The following is a 19938-nucleotide window of genomic DNA, read 5'->3' on the forward strand; positions in this document are numbered from 1 at the left end:
TGCCGCCCGCGTCACTACGCTGATCCGGCGGGTTGGCCACGGCGAACAGGGAGACCATGACGTACAGCACCGACCGCATCGAAGCCCTCCTGAACGAAGGCGTCCGCGACAAGGTCTACCCCGGCGCCGTATGGGCAGTCGGTGACGCCACCGGCACCCGCGCCCACGGCGCCACCGGGGTCCTCGACCCCAACGAGCCGAACGTGCCGATGCAGGCCGACACCGTCTTCGACGCCGCCAGCCTCACCAAGATCCTCGCCGTGTGGTCCTCCATCGGAGCCCTGTGGGAGGAAGGCAAGCTCGACCTCGACACCCCGCTCGGTGCCTTCTGGTCCGAGGTCGACGGCCACCCGCTCCGTGCAGTGACCACCCGTCAACTCCTCACCCACACCGCTGGCGTACCGCTCCGCGCCCAGCTCAAAAACCTCTACGGCACCGACCCCCAGGACATCCGCGACGGTGTCCTTCACGAGGCACTTCACCGCCCGCCCGGCAAGGCCGTCGAGTACACCGACCGAGCTGCCCTCATCCTCGGATACCTCGCCGAATACCTCTCCGGGCGACGCCTCGACCAGCTCGCCACGGAACGGACCTGGCAGCCGCTGGGCATGCGCTCCACCCGCTTCGGACCCCTGCCCGCCGAGATCACCACGCGGTGCGCACCAACCGAACTCGACCAGGACACCGACACCCACCTCAAGGGCGTCGCCCACGACTTCTCCGCCCGCCTCCTGGGCGGAGTGTGCGGGATCGCCGGCGCCTTCACCGTCCTCGACGACCTCGCCGTCTTCCTGCGCTACATGCTGGACACCTCAACCAGCCACGGGCAAGCCGGATTCGGCCCCGACTGGACCAGGCAGTCACTGATCATCCAGACCGGCACCCTGGAACCAGTGCGCGGCCTGTTCTGGCACCCCGCCCCTGGCACGCACTCCGCTGAGGGCATCTGGGTCCACTACGGCTTCACCGGCACCGGCATGTGGATCTCACCCCACCAGGGGCGCTGGGCCGTACTCCTGACCAACAAGCTCTACTACACCCGCGACCGCCAGCCCCTGACCGACGTCCGCAACACCTTCCGTGCGCTTGCGTTTGTCTAAAGCAACCTGCGGCGAATCCATTGAGAGGGGTACGGCCGGCCACGCATTGTGCGGTGCACGGTCCGAGATACACGGCGGGCAGCCCAGCGCCGCGGAGGCGCTCAGTCGGCCCTGCCGGTCGGGACGGCTGAGTATGTAGAGGATTTCCAGCAACGGTTGTCGTTGAGCGCGGACAACACCGGGAGTTTGCGGGGAACGGTCTTGATGAGTTCCAGCAATACCTGGGGCTTGCGGTGGGAGCAGGAGGGTGCTCCATGCCGATGGGGGCCGCCGATGGCGTCGAATTCGAGGTCTGAGCTGTACGCGGCGATCCGTCGTGACCATCGTGCCGGGCTGGGCAAGCGTGCTCTGATCGCAGGGGCACCGACGGTGTTTTCTTTGCCCCCTCCCGGCCAGACCGTGGATACCTCGACAGTCCGTACTCCAACGCGGGATCAAGGACGTGGGTCTCGGACGCTGACGTTGCCGTCGCCCGTACCGATTCGAGGTTCAGCCTCGATCTGTCCACGTCGATCGCCAGTTCTCTTTTCAGCGATTCGGCGGATACCGGGGTCGCGGCTGGATCAGACCCACCCCGCGCCGTCTCTGGCGGCGACCAACCCGGCCCCGAAGTCCGTCACTAGTTGGTCCACCACCCCCACAAGAGGCCCGCCAGTGTCCGCAGCGCGGCACCGACAATCCACCGCACAAGGAGAGTGGCGATCCGCCGCCGCAGCCTTGGCGTTCGCCACACATACCGGGCTTTACGACAGAGAATGCGCATTGTCTATCCCATCCGTGGACTTGACCAACCAAGCGATCGATCACACGTCACCTGACCTGTTCGGATCGGGGTTCGGCGAGCAGTAACTTCCGCCGAACTACAGGTATGTGGTGGTCAGACAGGCAAGGAATAGGGTTCGTAGAAGGTTCGGAACGAACGGGGAATGGCATGGTGGACGTCCCGGCAGCAGCCTCACGCCTGGCCGAGGAGCTGAGGGCAAATCGGCAAGCATCTGGGCTCACGTTCGGTCAGATCATCCAGCTGGGCAAGCGGCAGTCTCCTCCCGTCGCCCTGACCAAGAGCACTCTCAGCGCGTGGTTCAGCGCTCAGAGTGTTCCGCGGGCCGGGGCGTCTTTCGCCTTCCTGACCGAACTCCTCGATAGCCGCGCCGGTTCCAGGCCCGGGCCACAGTCCCGTGCTCGATGGGAGAATCTACGCCGAGCGGCCGAGCAAAGCAGAACCACAACCCGCCGCGAAACTGCGGCGTCCGGGACTCGCACGCAGAAGCGGCTTGGCGATAAGCCCCGCAGCGCAAAGCCGCTGCGCATAGGTCTGGTCCCCGAACCAGCCGAAGTGCTCGTCGAGCGGGGACATCGCGATGCCCTGGCACGCGCCCTGGATGGCCCCGAGGACAGTGACATCGGGGACGCAGCGAGCACAGCTGTTACGGGCCGCGTGATCACAGGAGCCGGAGGCGTCGGCAAAACCAGCCTGGCCGCCGACTACTGCCACCGTGCCGCTGACGAGGCAGGCCGTGGAGTGGACATGCTGATGTGGGTGACGGCGAACAACACGCCTGCCGTGACCGATGCCTATGCTCAGGCAGCCCGCGATCTTGAGCTGGTACCCAGCGGTGAGAACACCGCGTATGCCGCTGAGCAATTCCTCAACTGGCTCCGCGTCACTGAACTCAGCTGGCTGATCGTCCTCGACGACGTGCAGTCCCCCGGCGCACTCGAGGGACTGTGGATGCCTCGACGCACCGCCGGTCGTGGGAGGGTCATCATCACCACGCGCAGCCGCGAAAGAGACCTCGTCACGGCAAGTGGACATTCGTTCCTATCGGTTGGCGTCTTCACTGCCGAGGAATCCCTCACCCACCTGCGCAACACGCTGCAACGGGCTGTGCCCGCCAAGGCCGACGCGGATCTGGCGGGGCTCGCCGATGACCTCGGTCATCTTCCCCTGGCGCTGTCGCGGGCCGGCGCATACCTCGACTACAACGCCTCATGCAGCATCGCCCGTTACCGAAGCCTGCTCGCGGACCGCCGGCTCACCCTTGAACGACTGATCCCTGCTGTGCGCGGCAGTGCTACGACAAGCTCACTCGCAGCGCTATGGGACATCTCCGTCGACCAGGCCGACCAGCACACCGGCATGCTGGCTCGCCCCATGCTGGAACTGGCCGCCGTCCTCGACGGAACAACCGGCATTCCCGCCCCGCTGTTCACCAGCGGCGCCGCCCGCGCCTGGCTGACCGAGCGCAGCAGAACAGACCGACCCGTCGACGAGATCGAGGCCGAGCACACCTTGGCAACGCTGGACCGACTCCATCTCATCGATCACACCCCGGGCGAGGGCTGTGACGACGCATGGTTGGTCCGCGTGCACCAGCTCATCCAGCGTGCTGTGCGCGAGCAGCAACCTTCTGGCTCATCGCACGACGTCCGGACACAGCGTAGGGAGACCGTCCTGCCAGCGGCTGCCCACGCCCTGCTTGACATCTGGCCCGACACCGAGCGCGACCAGGACCACGCACTACGGCTGCGGGCCAGCGCCCGCTCGCTGGCCACTCACGACCAGGACGGCGAGAGCCACCCCCTGTGGCAGGACGACACCGCGTACACCGTCCTCTTCCGGCTGGGCACCAGCGCGGGTGAATCCGGCGACATTTCCTGGGCACGCGACCATTTCGACGCGCTCCGCTCCCTCGCCCACCGGCACCTCGGAGCCGACCACCAGCACGCCCTTGTCGCCCGAAGCGAGCTGTCCCGCTGGCAAAGCCAAGCCGGAGATCATGCCGGAGCAATCCAGACCCTGGAAAGTCTTGAGACGGACCAGATCCAGTTGCTCGGCTACGAGGCCCCCGAGACGCTCGTGACTCGTCACAACCTTGCAATCGAGCGAGGTGCGGCCGGCGACACTAGCGGCGCCATCACGACCCTCAATGAAATTCTCGCTGTCCGCCAGCGCAACGGAGCGAGCCGTGGGGCGATACTCGCTACTCTCCACAACCTTTGTTATTGGAAGGGCGTCGCGGGTGACGCAGTAGAGGCCGCTGCCGCTTACCGCAGGCTGATCCCCCTCATGGAAGAGGAGTTCGGCCCCGATGCCGATGGCACCCTAACCGCCCGTCACAATCTGGCCCGCTGGCTGGGCGAAGCAGGCAACGCTGCCGAGGCCGTCAGCTTGCTCGAAGCGCTGCTACCCGACCAAACACGAGCGCTCGGGCCCCGGCACCTGCGCGTCCTGACGACCAGGCAAAGCCTTGCCCGCTGGCAGGGAGCAGCGGGCGAGACGGATAAGGCCATCGACGGATATCAGGCGCTGATCCCCGGCATGGGTGAGGTCCTGGGCCCAGATCATCCCGAGCTGCTCACAGCGCGCCACAACCTCGCCCGTTTGCAGGAAAGAACCGATCCGGCCACCGCATCCGAGAACCTCGCCGCCGTCGTCGCCGACAGAACCCGAGTCCTCGGCCCTCTCCACCCCGACACACTCAGCTCCCGACACAGCCACGCCCTGTGCTTGGGCCGGGCAGGAGAGCCCCAGAAAGCTGTACAAGCACTGGAGGACGTCCTCCGTGATCAGCAGCGCCGCCTCGTGCCTGAAGGCGCAGAGATTCTCAGCACCCGCCACAGCCTCGCCGTCATGCGTGGCTTTGCAGGAGCACCCCAGGCAGCCATCGCCGCACTGCAAGAGCTCCTCCCCGACCAGGAACGCGTCTTGGGCCCTGGCCACCTCCAAACTTTGACGACCCTCGATAGCCTTGGCCGCTGGCAGGGCGAAACGGGCGACGCACAGACGGCAAGCGACACCTACCAGGCCCTGCTGGCCCACATCGAACGCCACCTTGGCACTGATCACGTCGCCACATTGTCGGTACTGGACAAGCTCGCCATGTGGCGCGGACGCGCTGGCCACCCCGAGGAAGCCGTCCGCATTCTCACTCGGATGCTCACAGACACACGACGCCTCGTAGACCCTGCTCATCCCATCATCACCACCATCAGCAACAACATCGCCTACTGGCTGAATCAGGCCGACATTGAGGAACACCGCCACCGACGCTGAGACCCACCACCACAGGTTCCATGAAGCCGCAGATGTGCTCTGGGTTCGGTGGAGCCGTCCGCAAGGTATCGACCCACATGGGAGATCAGGTAGCCCATCGCTGCAAGCTTCTCCGCTCCGGCAGGGTCATTCACGGCCCATGAGTTGGGCAAGTAGTGCCACCACTGCAGTGGCTCCCACCAAGGCCGCGCCGAATTCGGGTGCATGCAGCGTCAGGGCGACGACGAGGGCTCCGACCAGCAGAAGGACTACGAGGCGCACGCTGATCTGTTCCATGAGGATCTACCTTCCGTATGGTACCGACTGGGTTGTGCATCCAGCGTGGGTGCTTCCCGGGCGGCCCTGACGACTCAAGACGATCGCTGACAGCATCGGCCAAGAACAGCAGTTGCATGACACGCATGACAGATCCTGACGCCCGTGAGTGCAGGCGCCAACGCGCCTGATTTGGAAACGATGCAGAAGCACCAGGAGGGGGCAGAGATAGTGGTCGCTCAGCCGTGGAAGAGGCCCGATCTAGCTGACCAGCCTGACCTGAAGAAGCTGAACGACGAGCTCCACGATCTGAGGCTGGACGCGGGACTCCCGTCAGCACGCGCTATTCGCGACCGTGTCGGGAAGGACGTGCAGGACTACTGGATCGTGAATCACCAAGCAGTGTTGGACACTTTCCAGAAGCCAGACTTACCGCCGTGGGGCCGCCTTGAGTTGATCGCCCGTGTCCTGGCCGAATTCGCTCGACACAGCGACGTAGACGCCCAAGTTGATCGTTTCAAGGCTCTGTGGAAGCAGGTCGTCAGGGAAACGGTCGCCCAAGCATCAGTACACCCTCCGGCAGATACCACAGCATCCGCCGGAGACGGTGACGTGAACGACGCGACTGCCCCTTCCGAGGGCTTGCCGAAGCAGGACGCCGGAGCCCCAGGTGGGCAGGCAGCAGAAGAGCCACCAGCCGGCAAGGAGACACCGGCCAACGCCAGCCAAGACTCTGCGCAGTTCAACTACGCACATGAGTCATTGAAGGGACTGATCCTCAATGCGGCGCAGGCTCTGTGGCACGACAAGGACGCGTTGAGAGTGTTCCTTGGTGTAGTTCGCCGTAGTGAAGGCTTCGTCAGGATGGCTGACGCCGCAGAGGAGCAACGGCCGGCGAACGCGACGTTCTACGGAGTGAAGAGCAGAGAGTTCGAGGTGGACCGCTCCCCGGCGCGGATGGAGTTGGTCACGCTGCATCGCCGCCTTGACGAACACAGGCTGAAGCGCAAGTGGTCCTTCACCGATATGGAGGAGCAGACGGGGATCTCGTCGGATGCGTGGATCCGCTGGTACACCCACGATGAGCTGCCCGAGCGGGAGGCACTTGTCGCGTTCTCCCACATGGCGAGCCTGACGCAAGAGGATCACGTCCTGTTGCTCGGTCTGTGGGACGCAGCCCATGACGCGTTGGAGGTGCAGCAACGCACTGCCTCATTGCCGTCCAGCATCAGCTTCGATGAAGCGTGGACCATGCGCGATCCGGCGGCACCGAGGTTGTGGGCACTTGCGGGTGTCGGGGGCGACAACCTGGCCGCATATGGCCCTGATCTGGCCTCCGGTACTGCTCCCGCGTTCGTTGTGGCCGGGCCCGCAAAGTCAGGTCGCTCCACGGCGCTGGTGAACATCGCACGCTCCCTCCTCGCATCTGGCGCCCAGCTCGCCTTGGCCACGCCCAGGCCGTCGCCTCTACGGAAGTTGGCCGATCGGGACGGCGTGGTTGCTTGCTTCGATCAAGGCGACATCGGGCACGACGAACTTGAGGAGGCCCTGTCAGTGGCGTCCGCTGAGGAGCCGGTCGTTGTCGTGATGGACGACGCGGAGGTCTTGGGCGAGTGCGATGCCCGGCGTGTACTGCGGAATTTGCTAGAGCATGGCTTCGAAGAGGGTTTAGCGCTGGTCTTAGCCGGCGATGAAGACAAGCTCGGGCCGAGCTACCCCTGGTTAGGCAAAGCGAAGAGAGCCCACCGCGGACTCCTGCTGTCTCCTCAGGAGCGGCACGCTGGTGATTGGATCGGCATCAAGACGGGAGACTCCGTTGTCGGTCGCCCTCTCGCTCCTGGCCGGGGCTGGCTCCACCTTGGGGACGGCAGACTTGTGGCAGTGGCCGTGCCACGGTAAGGGCTCCCCCTGATTGGGCGGCCTCCTCCATCTCGTAGCCCACGTCAGGCTCGTCTTTCGGTGTCGTAGGCGGTGCGAGGGAAAATCTTATCCCCGCTGAGTGAGGCACCCATCCCGTCACCAGTAAATCGCCACAAACTCGGAGTCTAGATATCTCTCGCTTCCCGAATTCGACTCTGGTTCTGACACTGGCGAATTAGGCAGTGCGATAGTGCCGCCGGGAGACGCCCCGATGAGCTGCCACGCCCGACTTGCCCCGGCGACAGCAAACGAACGACGCCAACCCAAGGTTCCTCGTCCCAGAGTTCATCAGGGGCAAGAGTGATGTCGTTATGCTCAACATCGATAAAGACAATATCTCCGCGCTCAAAACGGAATTCTTCCGAGGTTGTGCATGTGGCGATACTCCCATTGCGCAACTCAAGGAACGCTGTAGTTTGATCTTCGCTCACATGCTTAACTCTCGCCACGGCCTGAGGAGGATAGATGTCTGCGTCCATCGAGTAAGAATAATCTTCGCGGACTCGATGTGCTCCCTGAAGTCGGTGATCAACTAGGCAAGTTCGCGGAGTTGCAAGGCATCCGGCAGGTGCTGGGTTGGCTAGGGCGGCCTGGACGCGGTTGGTGAAGTCCAGCACGGTCAGGATGCGGCTGACGTGCCTTGACGGTGCTCTCGCGCATGGTGGGTGGCGTTGTCGGCGTTGGTGTCGCTGCGGGCGAGAAGGGGCAACGTCATAGCGCTCGCGGGTCGCCCGCTCGTCGGCCCACAGCCCGGCGCACGCCCTTGTTTGCGTCCGCCCATCGCGACTGGCGTACCCGTCAGGTGTTCCACGGCGAGCCGTGCCCGCTGCAACTGCTTGAACCCATCTGCCGACCCACCCAAGTCATCAAGTGCGCGCCCCGGCTGCGCATCGCAGGTGCCGGGACAGCAGCCCCCGCTCATTGACGCCCAGAACGCATTCAGCACACATGACGCCGGGAATCGCCGTGAACGCATGAGAACTACGGAGGGGTGTTTTCCCAGTTCAGGCACCTCAACGCCGACGTTTCCGCAGGTCACAGCTCTGCCCAAGAAAAACTCCTAAAGCGGGTGTCAGGACGGGGTGCGGGCCGCCGCCAGCAGCCGTGCCACGTCGTCCGCGCACAGCTGGAGCGCGCCGCCCACCGTGGTGAGGACCTCGCGCTCGGCCGGGCTGTAGGGGCCGTCGGCGAGGGCGATACGGGCGCCCTGGAGCAGGATCGACTCGCGGCCGGCCGGGGCGAGGTGCGGGGCCAGCGGCTCCAGGGACTCGTGGAGCTCGATGGCGAGGGCCGCGCCGCACGGGTCGGCCTCGGTGGCGGTGAGGAAGCGCCCGGTGTCGGCCGCGAGCGCCTCGATCAGGGTGATCAGCTGCTCCTCGGTGCAGTCGTCGTACCCGGCGGCGCGGACCGTGGCGGCCGCGGTCGAGGTGACCGTACGGGAGGAGGTGCCGCCCGCGGCGAGGACGGCGAGGGCGACGGTGTGCACGGCGTCGCGCAGCATCGCCGAGAAGCGGGTGGTGGTGGGGTGGTCCAGCGCGTCCGTCCCGAAGTGGGTCTCGCAGGCCGCGCACTCCACCACGGGCCCGGCGGCCCCGCGCGACAGCAGCGGGACGCCCAGGACGGCCAGGCGCCGACGGCCGGTGCGGCGGCGGAAGTTGCGGTCGCCCCCGCACTCCGGGCAGAAGAACTCCCCGTCGCCCACGGTGGTCCAGGCGGTCCTGACCGTCCACACGCGTTCGAGGATGCCCACGGCGCGAGGGTTCGTACCGTTGTGTCCCCGGCCTAGCACCACCGCGCACCTCCGTAACGGACCGGCAACATTGCCGCGTTGACGTGATGTTAGCCACATCGACGAGGCGGCGTCAGCACCCTGAGGGGAGGAGTGGCGCAAAGAAGGTGCCCCACCGGCCGCCGGAGGCCGGTGGGGCGCCGTTCACAGCCTGGGGCTACTGGCGGGCCGAGCGGTTGACGGCCGAGATGACCGCCTTCAGCGAGGCGCGCGTGGTGTTGGCGTCGATGCCGATCCCCCACAGGACCTGCCCGTCGATGGCGCACTCGATGTACGACGCGGCCTGCGCGGACGCGCCCTCGCTCATCGTGTGCTCCTGGTAGTCCAGCAGGCGGGCGTCCACCCCGATGGCGGCCAGCGCCTCGAAGAAGGCCGAGATCGGACCGTTGCCGGTGCCGGTCAGGACCGTGTCCACGCCGTCCACGACCGCCTCGACGGTCAGGGTGTCCCGGCCGTCCTTGTCGGTCGTGGTCTGGCCGGATCGCAGCTGGACGCGACCCCACTGGTTGGCCGGATTCGGCAGGTACTCGTCCTGGAAGACCGACCAGATCTGGCCGGGCGTGACCTCGCCGCCCTCGGCGTCGGTCTTCGCCTGGATGATCCGGGAGAACTCGATCTGCATCCGCCGCGGCAGGTCCAGCTTGTGGTCGTTCTTCAGGACGTACGCGATACCGCCCTTGCCCGACTGGGAGTTGACCCGGATGACGGCCTCGTAGGAGCGGCCGACGTCCTTCGGGTCGATCGGCAGGTACGGGACGGCCCACTCGATGTCGTCGACGGTGACGCCCTTCGCGGCCGCGTCGGCCTCCATGGCGTCGAAGCCCTTCTTGATGGCGTCCTGGTGGGAGCCGGAGAAGGCGGTGTAGACCAGGTCGCCCGCGTAGGGGTGGCGCGGGTGGACCTCCATCTGGTTGCAGTACTCGCTGGTGCGGCGGATCTCGTCGATCTGCGAGAAGTCGATCTGCGGGTCGACGCCCTGGCTGAACAGGTTCATGCCCAGGGTGACCAGGTCGACGTTGCCGGTGCGCTCGCCCTGGCCGAACAGACAGCCCTCGATGCGGTCGGCTCCGGCCATGATCGCCAGTTCCGCGGCCGCCACCGCCGTACCGCGGTCGTTGTGCGGGTGCACGGACAGACAGACGAACTCGCGGCGGGTCAGGTTGCGGCTCATCCACTCGAACCGGTCCGCGTGCGTGGACGGCGTCGAACGCTCCACCGTGGCGGGCAGGTTGAGGATGATCTCGCGGCCCTCCTCGGGCTGCCAGACGTCACAGACCGCCTCACAGACCTCCAGGGCGAAGTCCAGCTCGGTGTCGGTGAAGATCTCCGGGCTGTACTGGTAGCCGAAGGTCGTCTCCGGGCCCAGGATCTTCTCCGCGTACTCCATCACCAGCCGGGTGCCGTCGACGGCGATCTGCTTGATGTCGTCCTTGGAGCCGCGGAAGACGACCCGGCGGAAGGTCGGGGCGGTGGCGTTGTACAGGTGCACGGTGGCGCGGTGGGCGCCGCGCAGGGACTCCACGGTCCGCTCGATCAGGTCCTCGCGGGCCTGGGTCAGGACGGAGATCGTCACGTCCTCGGGGATCGCGCCCTCTTCGATGATCGAGCGTACGAAGTTGAAGTCGGTCTCGCCGGAGGAGGGGAAGCCGACCTCGATCTCCTTGTAGCCCATGCGCACCAGCAGGTCGAACATCTCGCGCTTGCGGGCGGGGCTCATCGGGTCGATCAGGGCCTGGTTGCCGTCGCGCAGGTCGGTGGAGAGCCAGCGCGGCGCCTTGGTGATCCGCCGCTCGGGCCAGGTGCGGTCGGGGATGTGCACGGCCTCGTACTGGCCGTACTTGTGGACCGGCATCCCGGAGGGCTTCTGGGTGTGGGTCGCGTTGGTGACGGGCGTGGGACGACCGACAGAAACAGGATTCTCAGCCACAGAGTTCTCAGACACGAAGTTCTCAGACATTGCGTAGGGCTCCTCGGGGTCCTTCTGGGTAGGACGGCCGACTGAGTCGAAGCAGCACCAGATCCCGCGGGGAGGGGGTCGGCCTACGACTACAGGCCCTCGCCGCGGCAGCTAAGGAGAAGCAGCCCGAAACGCATGATGTGCCGCAGCCTAGCCGAGGGGCGCCGAAAGCGCCGGTCCCGTTTCAGTATGCGGGACGTGGCCGAAGGGACCAGGGACCAAAGTCCCGGTCCTGGCCAACGCCTACCGGCCGGACTGGCCGGGAACCAATCATGGTGGCGAGTAGTGACAGCCCCATGACCCAGTGCCACATTGTCGCGACATGAACGCGCATACACCCGTCTTCTGCACCATCGTGCCGCCCCACGTCCTCGACAGACTGGCCACCGCCGAGGACCCCGCGCTCTCCGAGATCGCCCGCAGGACGCTCGTCGCGGACGCCGCCCAGCGCACCGCCCGCCGGCTGACCACGGTGCTCGGCGCCCCCACGGTCGCCCCGCCCGCCGAAGCCGTCGAGGGACGGCCGCACCGCACCATCTACGACGCCGGGCACGGCACCGCGCTGCCCGGCCGCAAGGTCCGCGGCGAGGGCGACAAGCCGGTCGAGGACGCCACGGTCAACCGCGCCTACGCCGGGCTCGGGGCGACCTTCGAGCTCTACCTCAAGGCGTACGGGCGCGACTCCATCGACGGCGCCGGGATGCCGCTGGACGCGTCCGTCCACTTCGACGCCGGCTACAACAACGCCTTCTGGAACGGCGAGCGGATGGTGTTCGGGGACGGCGACGGGCAGGTCTTCCTGGACTTCACAATCCCGGTCGACGTCATCGGGCACGAGCTGACCCACGGCGTCACCCAGCACACGGCGAACCTGACGTACTTCGGCCAGCCGGGCGCGCTCAACGAGTCGATGTCGGACGTCTTCGGCTCGCTGATCAAGCAGTACACCCTCGACCAGGATGCCCACCAGGCCGACTGGCTGATCGGCCAGGGCCTGCTCGCCCCCGCGGTCACCGGCACGGCGCTGCGCTCGATGAAGGCGCCCGGCACGGCGTACGACGACGACGTCCTCGGCAAGGACCCGCAGCCCGCGACGATGGACCACTACATCACCACCGGCCGCGACAACGGCGGCGTGCACCTGAACTCGGGCATCCCCAACCACGCCTTCTACCTGGTCGCCCAGACGCTGGGCGGCAAGGCCTGGGAGCGGGCGGGCCAGATCTGGTACGACGTGCTGACCGGCGGCGAGCTCGGCAAGCAGGCCCTGTTCGCGGACTTCGCCCGCCTGACGGTGGCGGCGGCGCGCGCCCGTTACGGGGAGGGAGGGGAACTCCAGGCCGTCCTGAAGGCCTGGTCCCAGGTCGGCGTGGAGACCGGCTGAGCCGGGACCGGCTGACGCGGGGGCGGTGCGCTGCTAGACAGGGAGCATGCGCATCCAGGTGACCCGCACAGGAGGATTCGCCGGCATCGAGCGCCGGGCCGAGGTCGACACCTCGGGCCGGCCCGACGCGGCGGAGTGGCAGGCCCTGGCCGAGGCGGCCCTCGCCGACGGCCGGGCCGAGCCCTCCCCCGGCGTACCGGACGGATTCCACTACGAGATCACGGTCGACGGCCGCACGGTGCACTGCGCGGACCCCCGGCTGTCCGAGGCGCAGCGGACGCTGGTGTCGCGGGTGCTCAAAGAAGGTGCGTAGCTGAAAGAAGGTGCGCAGCGGGGGTCGTCTTGCTTTCATTCACAGCATGACGACGCCTGAACTCGCCCTGCTGGAACGCTATTACGACGCGGCGCCGCGCACCTCCGCGCGCGCGGAGGACTTCGGTGCGCTGACGCTGTTCGTACGGGAGGGTGCGGGCTGGCCCTTCTACGCCCGGCCCACGCTCGGCCACGCCGGGCCGGTGTCCGTGGCGGACGTGGACAAGGTGCGGGCGCGCCAGCGGGAGCTGGGGATCCCGGAGGCGTTCGAGTGGGTGGAGGAGGTGTCGCCCGGGCTGCGGGCGGCCGTCGAGGCGTCGGGCCTCTCGGTCCACGCCCACCCGCTGATGGTGCTGGCCCCGGACGCGCCCGCGCCCCGGCCGCACCCGCTGGTCCGCGTCCTGGAGGCGGACGATCCGCTTCTGCACGCGGCCCTGGTGGTCCCCCATCTGGCGTTCGCGGCGCCCGGTACGGCGGTGGGTCCTTCGGGCCCCGCCGAGCTGGCCGCCGAGATCACCGCCCGGGCGGGCGACGGCCGCGCGCCCCAGGTCGCGGAGCGGATCAGGGCCGGCGCGACGTCGGTCGCGGCGGCCGTCGAGAACGGCCTCCCGCTCTGCTCCGGCATGCACAATCCGGTGGGCCCGGTGACGGAGATCGTGGGCGTCGGCACGGTGCCGGCGGCGCGGCGGCGGGGTCTGGGGGAGGCGGTGACGTCCGCCCTGGTCACGGACGCGCGTGCGCGGGGGGCGTCGACGGTGTTCCTGTCGGCGGGGGACGATGCGGTGGCGCGGATCTATGGGCGGCTGGGGTTCGTGCGGGTGGGGACGGCGCTGATAGCCGAGGCGTGAGTTCTCCCCACCCCGCCCCCTCCCTAAAGCCCTCTGGCGGGCGGCCGGGTTCGTTCGGCTGCGGGCCGGTGGGGGCTGGTCGCGCAGTTCCCCGCGCCCCTACGGGTCGCCCCGCAGGGGCGCAGTTAAGGGGCGCGGGGAACTGCGCGAGCAACCCAGCACGGTCCGCAGCCGAACGAAGCGTGGGCGCAGGGGCCGCAGGCCCCGCAACGGGGGTCCGGGGGCGCAGCCCCCGGGAGATCACCTCAGCCCACCCCCGCCCCCGGAGGCCACGCGGCGGAGCCGCACATGTCACAGCGGGAAGGGGTGGTGTGGGGCTAGAAGCCCAGTTTGCGGAGTTGCTTCGGGTCGCGCTGCCAGTCCTTCGCGACCTTCACATGAAGGTCGAGGAACACCGGCGTACCCAGCAGCGCCTCGATGTGCTTGCGCGACTTCATCCCGACCTCCTTGAGCCGCTTCCCCTTCGGCCCGATGATGATCCCCTTCTGGCTCGGCCGCTCGATGTACACGTTCGCGTGGATGTCGAGCAGCGGCCGGTCCGCGGGACGGTCCTCGCGCGGCAGCATCTCCTCCACCACCACAGCGATGGAGTGCGGAAGCTCGTCCCGTACCCCCTCCAGCGCCGCCTCGCGGATCAGCTCGGCCACCATGACCTGCTCGGGCTCGTCCGTGAGGTCGCCCTCGGGGTAGAGGGGCGGGCCCTCGGGGAGCAGCGGGACCAGGAGGTCCGCCACCAGCTGGACCTGCTGGTCGCCGACGGCCGAGACCGGCACGATCTGCGCCCACTCGAAGCCCAGCTCGTCCCCGAGCCGCTGCACCGCGAGCAGCTGCTCGGCCAGCGCCTTGGAGTCGACCAGGTCCGTCTTCGTCACGATCGCGATCTTCGGGGTCTTCTTGATCCCCGCGAGCTCCTTGGCGATGAACTTGTCGCCGGGGCCGAGCTTCTGGTCGGCCGGGATGCAGAAGCCGATCACGTCGACCTCGGCCCAGGTCGTACGGACCACGTCGTTCAGCCGCTCGCCCAGCAGCGTGCGCGGCTTGTGGAGGCCCGGCGTGTCGACCAGGATCAGCTGGGCGTCGGGGCGGTGCACGATGCCGCGGACGGTGTGCCGCGTCGTCTGCGGACGGTTGGAGGTGATCGCCACCTTCTGTCCGACGAGAGCGTTCGTGAGGGTGGACTTGCCCGCGTTGGGGCGGCCGACGAAGCAGGCGAAGCCGGCCCGGTGGGGGGCGTTGTTCTCAACAGTACGAGCGCTCATGCCGCCCATTCTCCCCGATCCGAAAGGCCCCGCTGTACGCGCGGGCCCCGCGCTCAGCCCCGCCGCCCCCGCACCCGCCGCAGCCTCCACCCCGCGACCCCCGCCGCCAGGGCCGCCACCAGCACTCCGAGGCCCAGCCAGGGCAGCGCGAGGAAGGACGTGCCGCCCGACCCGGTGACGCCTTTCGCGCTGGCGGTGAGACGTACGTCGCCCCAGTCCAGCTGCGGCGAGCCCGCCCACGGCTCGGTGAGGCGGACCTGCTGGCCGGGCAGCAGCTCGGCCGGGATCCTGGTCAGCGCGCGGCTGAGCAGCGTACGGCCGAAGAGGCCCTTCGCCTTCAGCTCGACCTTGGGGTCGAGCGTGACGTTGCCCCGGTTGTGGAGCGTGTACGAGATGACGGTCCTGCTCTTTCCCGTGCCCGGCACCAGGGGGCGGTGCTGGCTGAGGGAGACGTTCTCGACCGCGAGCGCGGGCACGGCCGGGCCGCCGATCCGCAGATAGACCCGCGCCCCCACCGCCTGCTGCACCCCCATGGCCAGGTCCCCGCGCCCCTTCGCGACCTTCTCGTCCAGGGCCACCAGCGCCCCGGGGTAGTCGCCGGGCTCCGCGTCGGCCGGGACGGTGACGGTGAACGGCACGGTGACCGAGGCGTGCGCCGGGACGGTGACCGCCGTCCGGCCGGGCCTGGTCCAGGCGCCCACGCCGTGCTGCGGCTCGCGCTGGGTGCGCACGGCGAACCCGCCGTCGCGTTCGGTGTTGTACGCGTCGGCCCCGTACAGCCGGAAGGACATCGGCGCGGCCGTCTTGTTGGTGACGGTGACCTTGTCGGTGAGGGTGGCGCCGGGGTCGGCGGAGAGGTAGAAGTACGGGCGCCGGTCCGCGCCCGTGGCCGCCGGGAAGACGGCCCAGTTGCCGTTGTCGGCGGCGCGCGCGGGCGTGCCGAGGAGCAGGACGGCCGCGGCGAGCAGGAGGACGTACAGCTTGCGCACAGTGCGGAACCCCCGGGAACGGGTGGGCCGGCCGGGTGCGCGCCCGGCCCACGGGTGGATCAGGCCAGCGTCAGCGTGAGCACGCCGGAGTACGCGCCGGGTGCGGTGAACGCCGGAACGTTCAGCGAGACCCGGGCGTCGACGGTGAACTCTCCGCCGGCGAGCGCCGCGTTGGGCGTGGTCGCCAGCGTCGCGCCCGCGCTGCCCACGGTGCCCGGCGAGCCCGCCGCGCAGGTCGACGGGGAACCGGCCTTGGTGGCGCAGACCGGGGTCCAGCCGAGCTTTCCGGCGTCGATCTTCGCCCCGCCGGGGCCGGTGAAGTCGGTGACCTTGCCGGTCAGGGACCAGCCCGCGGGGCCGCCGCGGAAGTCCTGGACCGTCACCGTCTGGAGCGAGCCGCGGGAGAAGCCGCCCTTGCCGAAGTCGACGGCGTCCATGGAGACGGCGTCGCCGGCCTGGGCCATGGAGAGCGTGCCCGCCTTGACCGAGGAGGTGAGCTTCTGGCTGTTCGGCGGGGTCGGGGTGGTGTCGAGGACGCTGTACGCCGCCGGGCCCGCGCCCTTGTCGTCGCTCCAGCTCGCACCCTCGTAGGCGACGATGCCGCTGGTCGCCTTGTCGTTGACCGTGAGGGCGGCGGAGAACGCGCCCTGCGCGTCCGCCGTCACGGTCGTCTTGTCGGCGGTCTCGGCCGCCCCGGCCCGGCCCGCGACCGTCACGGTCGCGCCCGCGGTGAACTTCGACCCGGTGACGGTGACGCTGTCGCCGGGCTTGCCGGAGGCCGTGCCCAGCTGGACGGCCCGCTGGTTGGTCTGGCCGCCGCTGGTCGCGGTGACCGTCTCGGAGACGGGTGCGGGCGGGCTGGTGACCGTACAGGGGGTGTCCAGCTCCATGATGTAGCTGGTGTGGATGTTGTAGTCGCCGGGCGACAGGGTGATCGCGCCGGGTGCGGTGACGGTGAACGTACCGGTCATGGAGAACGGCGGGAACGCGCCCTTCCCCGGCACCGGATCGTTCTTCTTGGGGCCCGCGACGGTGACGTCGCCGGACTGGGCGCCGCCGAGGGCGACCTTTCCGGTGGGGGTCATGATGTCGGCGGGCAGCGCCAGGTCCACCGGGTTTCCGGCGGCGGGCTTGGTGACCGTGTACGTCACGGTGACCGTGTCGCCGACCTTGGGCATGGCGTTGTCGACGCTGATCTGGGCGCTCGTGGTGCCGTCGATCGGCGGGATGCCCGCGATGGGCGGTGGTACGCAGTGCGTGGCGAAGTCGACGGGTGTCGCGGCCAGGGCCTGCGCGGGCGCGACGAGCGCTCCGGTTCCGGCCATGAGCGCCGCGGCTCCCAGCAAGGCGGCCCAATGGCGCCGTCTTCGTGGTGAAGGCATGACTGCCCCCCTCTGCGGTTGTGGCGCAGCAGCGGCTCGGCTGCGCCGGCAGGGAGCCATTGACCTGGGGGCGCCAAAAGAAGTCAATGGAATCGAAATCCCTTGACTGATGGGCCATCAGATACTGTCAAGATCCGCGTTCTCGCAGGTCAAGCGGTGGATCGTGGTCCGCTCACGGCAGCGGGAAACCGACGCCGCTGGCGGCGGCGCCGGTTCCGTGAGGCGTGGGGGGCTGGACACGTCCCCAGGGTCGGCTGGGCTCAGCCGAACAGGGTCAGCTGAACACGAACGGCCCGGGCGTCTGGGCCGCCGTCGAGGTGCAGGTCACCGGGATCCCGAAGACCAGCATCTTGACCGAGCCGGGGTGGGCGTTGAGGGAGAGCCCGGGCGAGACGGTCCCGCTGAGCGGGCCGACCGTGACCCCGCTGCCCGCCGCCATCGCGGGGTTGCGCTTCCCACTGAAGACCACGGTGCCGCCCCCGGCCTTGGCCATGGTCAGCGTCGTGGTGATGGAGTCCGCGCCCACCCCGACCGGGGTGGTGATCTCGGAGGAGGTGAGGGTGACGGTGGCGGCCGTGCCGTTCTGGGTGGCCGTCAGCGTCGCCTCGCCCCCGCCGTAGAAACCGCAGGCGTAGACCTCGTTGGCCGACCCCGGGGAGACGGCCGCGGCCGTCGGGGCCAGCACCAGTGCACCGGTGGCCAGGCCGCCCGCGGCGAGCGCCGAGAGCACCAGTGGCCTCTTGCGTAACATCGGTTCCCCTTCCCGTACTTCCCGTACCGGGAGATGTCGCGTGCTTCCCGTACGGGACATGGCGAGTGCCGCGCTGAAGCGCATGCGCATGCGCGTGAAACCGTCCGCGGGCGGGGTGCGCACGCCACGCGGGAGGAGGGCGGCCGACTCGGTTCGGGGACCGCGGCTCGCGCCCCCTGCCCGGCCGCCGTATCTGACGGTCCGTCGGATGAACTGCTGTTCATTGATGCGCGGGGGGCGCGGGGGCGCAAGGGGGGGCCGGGGTTTTCTTCGGTGCGGGCCGCGGACGGCCCGAAACGGCCGGTCCGGTGGGCCGCAACCGGCCACGGCCCGGGCGGCTGGAACCGGCCAAGGCCAGGTCTTCGTCCGCGGACCGTGCCGGGTTACTCGCGCAGTTCCCCGCGCCCCTGGGTGGTTCGTCGGCTGCGGACCGTCGCTGGCTGGTCGCGCAGTTCCCCGCGCCCCTGGGCAGTCTGGGGCGCACGCAACCGTTGCAGCGTAGGGCCGCGGGGAACTGCGCGACCAGCCACCCACTCACCCGCGGACAAAGGCCGGGCCCTCAGCCCGCCGTCACGCTCGCGCGGAGTTCACCGGACGGCCTCGCCACCAGAACCGGCGTGCCGGGACCGCCGAGGTCCCGCACCGCCGCCCGGTCCTCGGCGGACGCCGTCTCCGCCTCGGTCACCACCGCCGCCGCCTCCAGCGACTTCGCCCCGCTGGCCACGGCCATCGCGACCGCCGTGCGCAGCGCCGAGAGCTTGAGCGAGTCCAGCTCCACGGTCCCGGCGACGTACGTACGCCCGGTCTCGTCCCGTACGGCCGCGCCCTCGGCCACCCCGTTGCGGGCCCGGGCGCTGCGCGCCAGGGTGATGATCTTGCGGTCCTCGGGGTCGAGTTCGGTGCTCAGAGTCATAGCGAGAGCATAAGGAGTGGGCCTGGACGCGCCCGCGACCCCCCGCGCTCAGCCGGCCACCGGGTACATCGACCCGCGCCGCCCCTCCGGCGAGGCCAGCCACTCCAGCTTCGCGGCCGTGTCGGTCTCCGGCAGCGGGGTGTGCAGCACGATCGCGAGGTCCGGGCGGGCGGGCACCCGCAGCTGGGTGGACTCGACGAACAGCGTGCCGACCACCGGGTGCTGGAACTCCTTCTTGATCTGGCCGCCGGGCAGGATGTCCCGCTGCTCCCACAGCTGCGCGAACTCCGCCGAGAGCCGGGACGCCTCCTCGACGACCTCCTGGAAGCCCTCGTCATCGGGCCGTTCCGAACAGGCCGCCCGGTACTGGGCGACCACCTTCCCGGCGATCTCCTCCCAGCCCTTGGCGCGGGCGCGGTAGACCGGGTCGGTGAAGAAGGCGACCAGACAGTTCTGCACGATCTCGGGGCGCATCCCGAGCACCATGGAGGCCGCGTCGTTGTACATCACCGTGTTCCAGTACGCGTCCATGATGTGCGCGGGGAACGGCATCCAGGCGTCGATCAGCCGCTGCAGCCCCTGGCACATGTCGGCATTGGCCGGATCGACCTCGGGCGCGGGCGGGTTGAGCCCGGCCAGCACGTACAGATGGCGGCGCTCGGCGCTGGTCAGCTTCAGGACCCGGCCCACCGAGTCCAGGACCTGCGGCGACACCGTGATGTCCCGGCCCTGCTCGAGCCACTGGTACCAGGAGACCCCCACCCCTGCCAGCACCGCGACCTCCTCGCGGCGCAGCCCCGGGGTGCGGCGGCGGGCGCCGCCGTCGGGCAGCCCGGCGTCCGTGGGGCTGATCCGGCCCCGCCGGTTCATCAGGAACTCGCGCAGTTCGGTGCGCCGCAGCGACTTGTCGATCGGCGTGGCCACGTCCGTACTCCCCCTCGTCGACTACCCGTCGGCGCCACCGGCCGCTGCCTGGTGGTACCGCCAACAGGATAAGTTCCCACTCTCCACGGCGATTCCCG

At 68.9% G+C, this 19938-nt stretch carries 16 protein-coding genes and 1 pseudogene; 7 read left to right on the forward strand and 10 right to left on the reverse strand.

All coding sequences use genetic code 11. From position 1 onward, the window contains the following. Positions 1-56: 56 nt before the first annotated feature. Positions 57-1100, forward strand: coding sequence for a serine hydrolase domain-containing protein (locus AB0G17_RS33605; RefSeq protein WP_361390825.1), 1044 nt, complete (start codon positions 57-59; stop codon positions 1098-1100). Between the two features lie 931 nt (positions 1101-2031). Beyond that, positions 2032-5157 carry a tetratricopeptide repeat protein gene (locus AB0G17_RS33610; RefSeq protein WP_361390827.1) on the forward strand — a complete coding sequence of 1042 codons (3126 nt, stop codon included), beginning with the start codon at positions 2032-2034 and terminating at the stop codon, positions 5155-5157. 126 nt (positions 5158-5283) lie between these two features. Here the strand turns inward: AB0G17_RS33610 and AB0G17_RS33615 are convergent, their stop codons facing one another. Next, positions 5284-5433, reverse strand: a complete 150-nt coding sequence (locus tag AB0G17_RS33615) for a hypothetical protein (protein ID WP_361390829.1) — start codon at positions 5431-5433, stop codon at positions 5284-5286. 144 nt (positions 5434-5577) lie between these two features. Here AB0G17_RS33615 and AB0G17_RS33620 point away from each other — a divergent pair, with 144 nt between their 5' ends. After that, positions 5578-7311, forward strand: coding sequence for a hypothetical protein (locus AB0G17_RS33620; RefSeq protein ID WP_361390831.1), 1734 nt, complete (start codon positions 5578-5580; stop codon positions 7309-7311). A 146-nt stretch (positions 7312-7457) separates the two neighbouring features. Here AB0G17_RS33620 and AB0G17_RS33625 read toward each other — a convergent pair whose 3' ends face one another. Then, on the reverse strand, positions 7458-7811 hold the full coding sequence (locus AB0G17_RS33625) for a hypothetical protein (RefSeq protein WP_361390833.1): 354 nt from the start codon (positions 7809-7811) through the stop codon (positions 7458-7460). 216 nt (positions 7812-8027) lie between these two features. Here AB0G17_RS33625 and AB0G17_RS33630 point away from each other — a divergent pair. Further along, positions 8028-8257 (forward strand): annotated as a pseudogene (locus AB0G17_RS33630) (hypothetical protein); the annotation flags it as partial. Positions 8258-8404: 147 nt separating this feature from the next. On the opposite strand, the gene AB0G17_RS33635 reads toward AB0G17_RS33630, so the two are convergent. Further along, entirely contained in the window at positions 8405-9082 is a 678-nt protein-coding gene (locus tag AB0G17_RS33635; protein WP_361390835.1) for a TerB family tellurite resistance protein, read from the reverse strand. 196 nt (positions 9083-9278) lie between these two features. Next, a complete protein-coding gene (gene leuA, locus AB0G17_RS33640; RefSeq protein ID WP_361390837.1) occupies positions 9279-11078 on the reverse strand; it encodes a 2-isopropylmalate synthase in 1800 nt (599 codons plus the stop codon). A 322-nt stretch (positions 11079-11400) separates the two neighbouring features. Between leuA and AB0G17_RS33645 the strand changes: the two genes are divergently transcribed. Genes AB0G17_RS33645 through AB0G17_RS33655 form a run of 3 tightly spaced genes read left to right on the forward strand, consistent with a single transcriptional unit; the run spans position 11401 to position 13622 of the window. Next, positions 11401-12462 carry a M4 family metallopeptidase gene (locus tag AB0G17_RS33645; protein WP_361390839.1) on the forward strand — a complete coding sequence of 354 codons (1062 nt, stop codon included), beginning with the start codon at positions 11401-11403 and terminating at the stop codon, positions 12460-12462. Between the two features lie 46 nt (positions 12463-12508). Beyond that, on the forward strand, positions 12509-12775 hold the full coding sequence (locus AB0G17_RS33650; protein ID WP_361390841.1) for a protealysin inhibitor emfourin: 267 nt from the start codon (positions 12509-12511) through the stop codon (positions 12773-12775). Between the two features lie 46 nt (positions 12776-12821). Beyond that, positions 12822-13622 carry a GNAT family N-acetyltransferase gene (locus tag AB0G17_RS33655; RefSeq protein ID WP_361390843.1) on the forward strand — a complete coding sequence of 267 codons (801 nt, stop codon included), beginning with the start codon at positions 12822-12824 and terminating at the stop codon, positions 13620-13622. Positions 13623-13939: 317 nt separating this feature from the next. On the opposite strand, the gene era is transcribed toward AB0G17_RS33655, so the two are convergent. The 6 genes from era to AB0G17_RS33685 all read right to left on the reverse strand — a co-directional run bounded on the left by era (position 13940) and on the right by AB0G17_RS33685 (position 19786). Further along, complete coding sequence (era, locus tag AB0G17_RS33660; RefSeq protein ID WP_361390845.1) at positions 13940-14881, reverse strand: GTPase Era; 942 nt, start codon at positions 14879-14881, stop codon at positions 13940-13942. A gap of 53 nt (positions 14882-14934) precedes the next feature. Beyond that, the gene (locus AB0G17_RS33665; protein ID WP_361390847.1) at positions 14935-15870 is read right to left on the reverse strand and encodes a DUF916 domain-containing protein; all 936 of its coding nucleotides are present in this window, start codon (positions 15868-15870) and stop codon (positions 14935-14937) included. Between the two features lie 59 nt (positions 15871-15929). Then, entirely contained in the window at positions 15930-17252 is a 1323-nt protein-coding gene (locus AB0G17_RS33670; protein WP_361390849.1) for a beta-xylosidase, read from the reverse strand. Between the two features lie 274 nt (positions 17253-17526). Continuing rightward, positions 17527-18003: a hypothetical protein gene (locus AB0G17_RS33675; RefSeq protein ID WP_361390851.1), complete on the reverse strand. Its 477-nt coding sequence runs from the start codon at positions 18001-18003 to the stop codon at positions 17527-17529. Between the two features lie 559 nt (positions 18004-18562). After that, entirely contained in the window at positions 18563-18916 is a 354-nt protein-coding gene (locus tag AB0G17_RS33680) for a cytidine deaminase (RefSeq protein ID WP_361390853.1), read from the reverse strand. A 48-nt stretch (positions 18917-18964) separates the two neighbouring features. Next, positions 18965-19786 carry a helix-turn-helix transcriptional regulator gene (locus AB0G17_RS33685; protein WP_361390887.1) on the reverse strand — a complete coding sequence of 274 codons (822 nt, stop codon included), beginning with the start codon at positions 19784-19786 and terminating at the stop codon, positions 18965-18967. Between the last annotated feature and the right edge of the window lie 152 nt (positions 19787-19938).

The sequence above is a fragment of the Streptomyces sp. NPDC023838 genome, assembly GCF_040639555.1.
Taxonomy (GTDB): domain Bacteria; phylum Actinomycetota; class Actinomycetes; order Streptomycetales; family Streptomycetaceae; genus Streptomyces.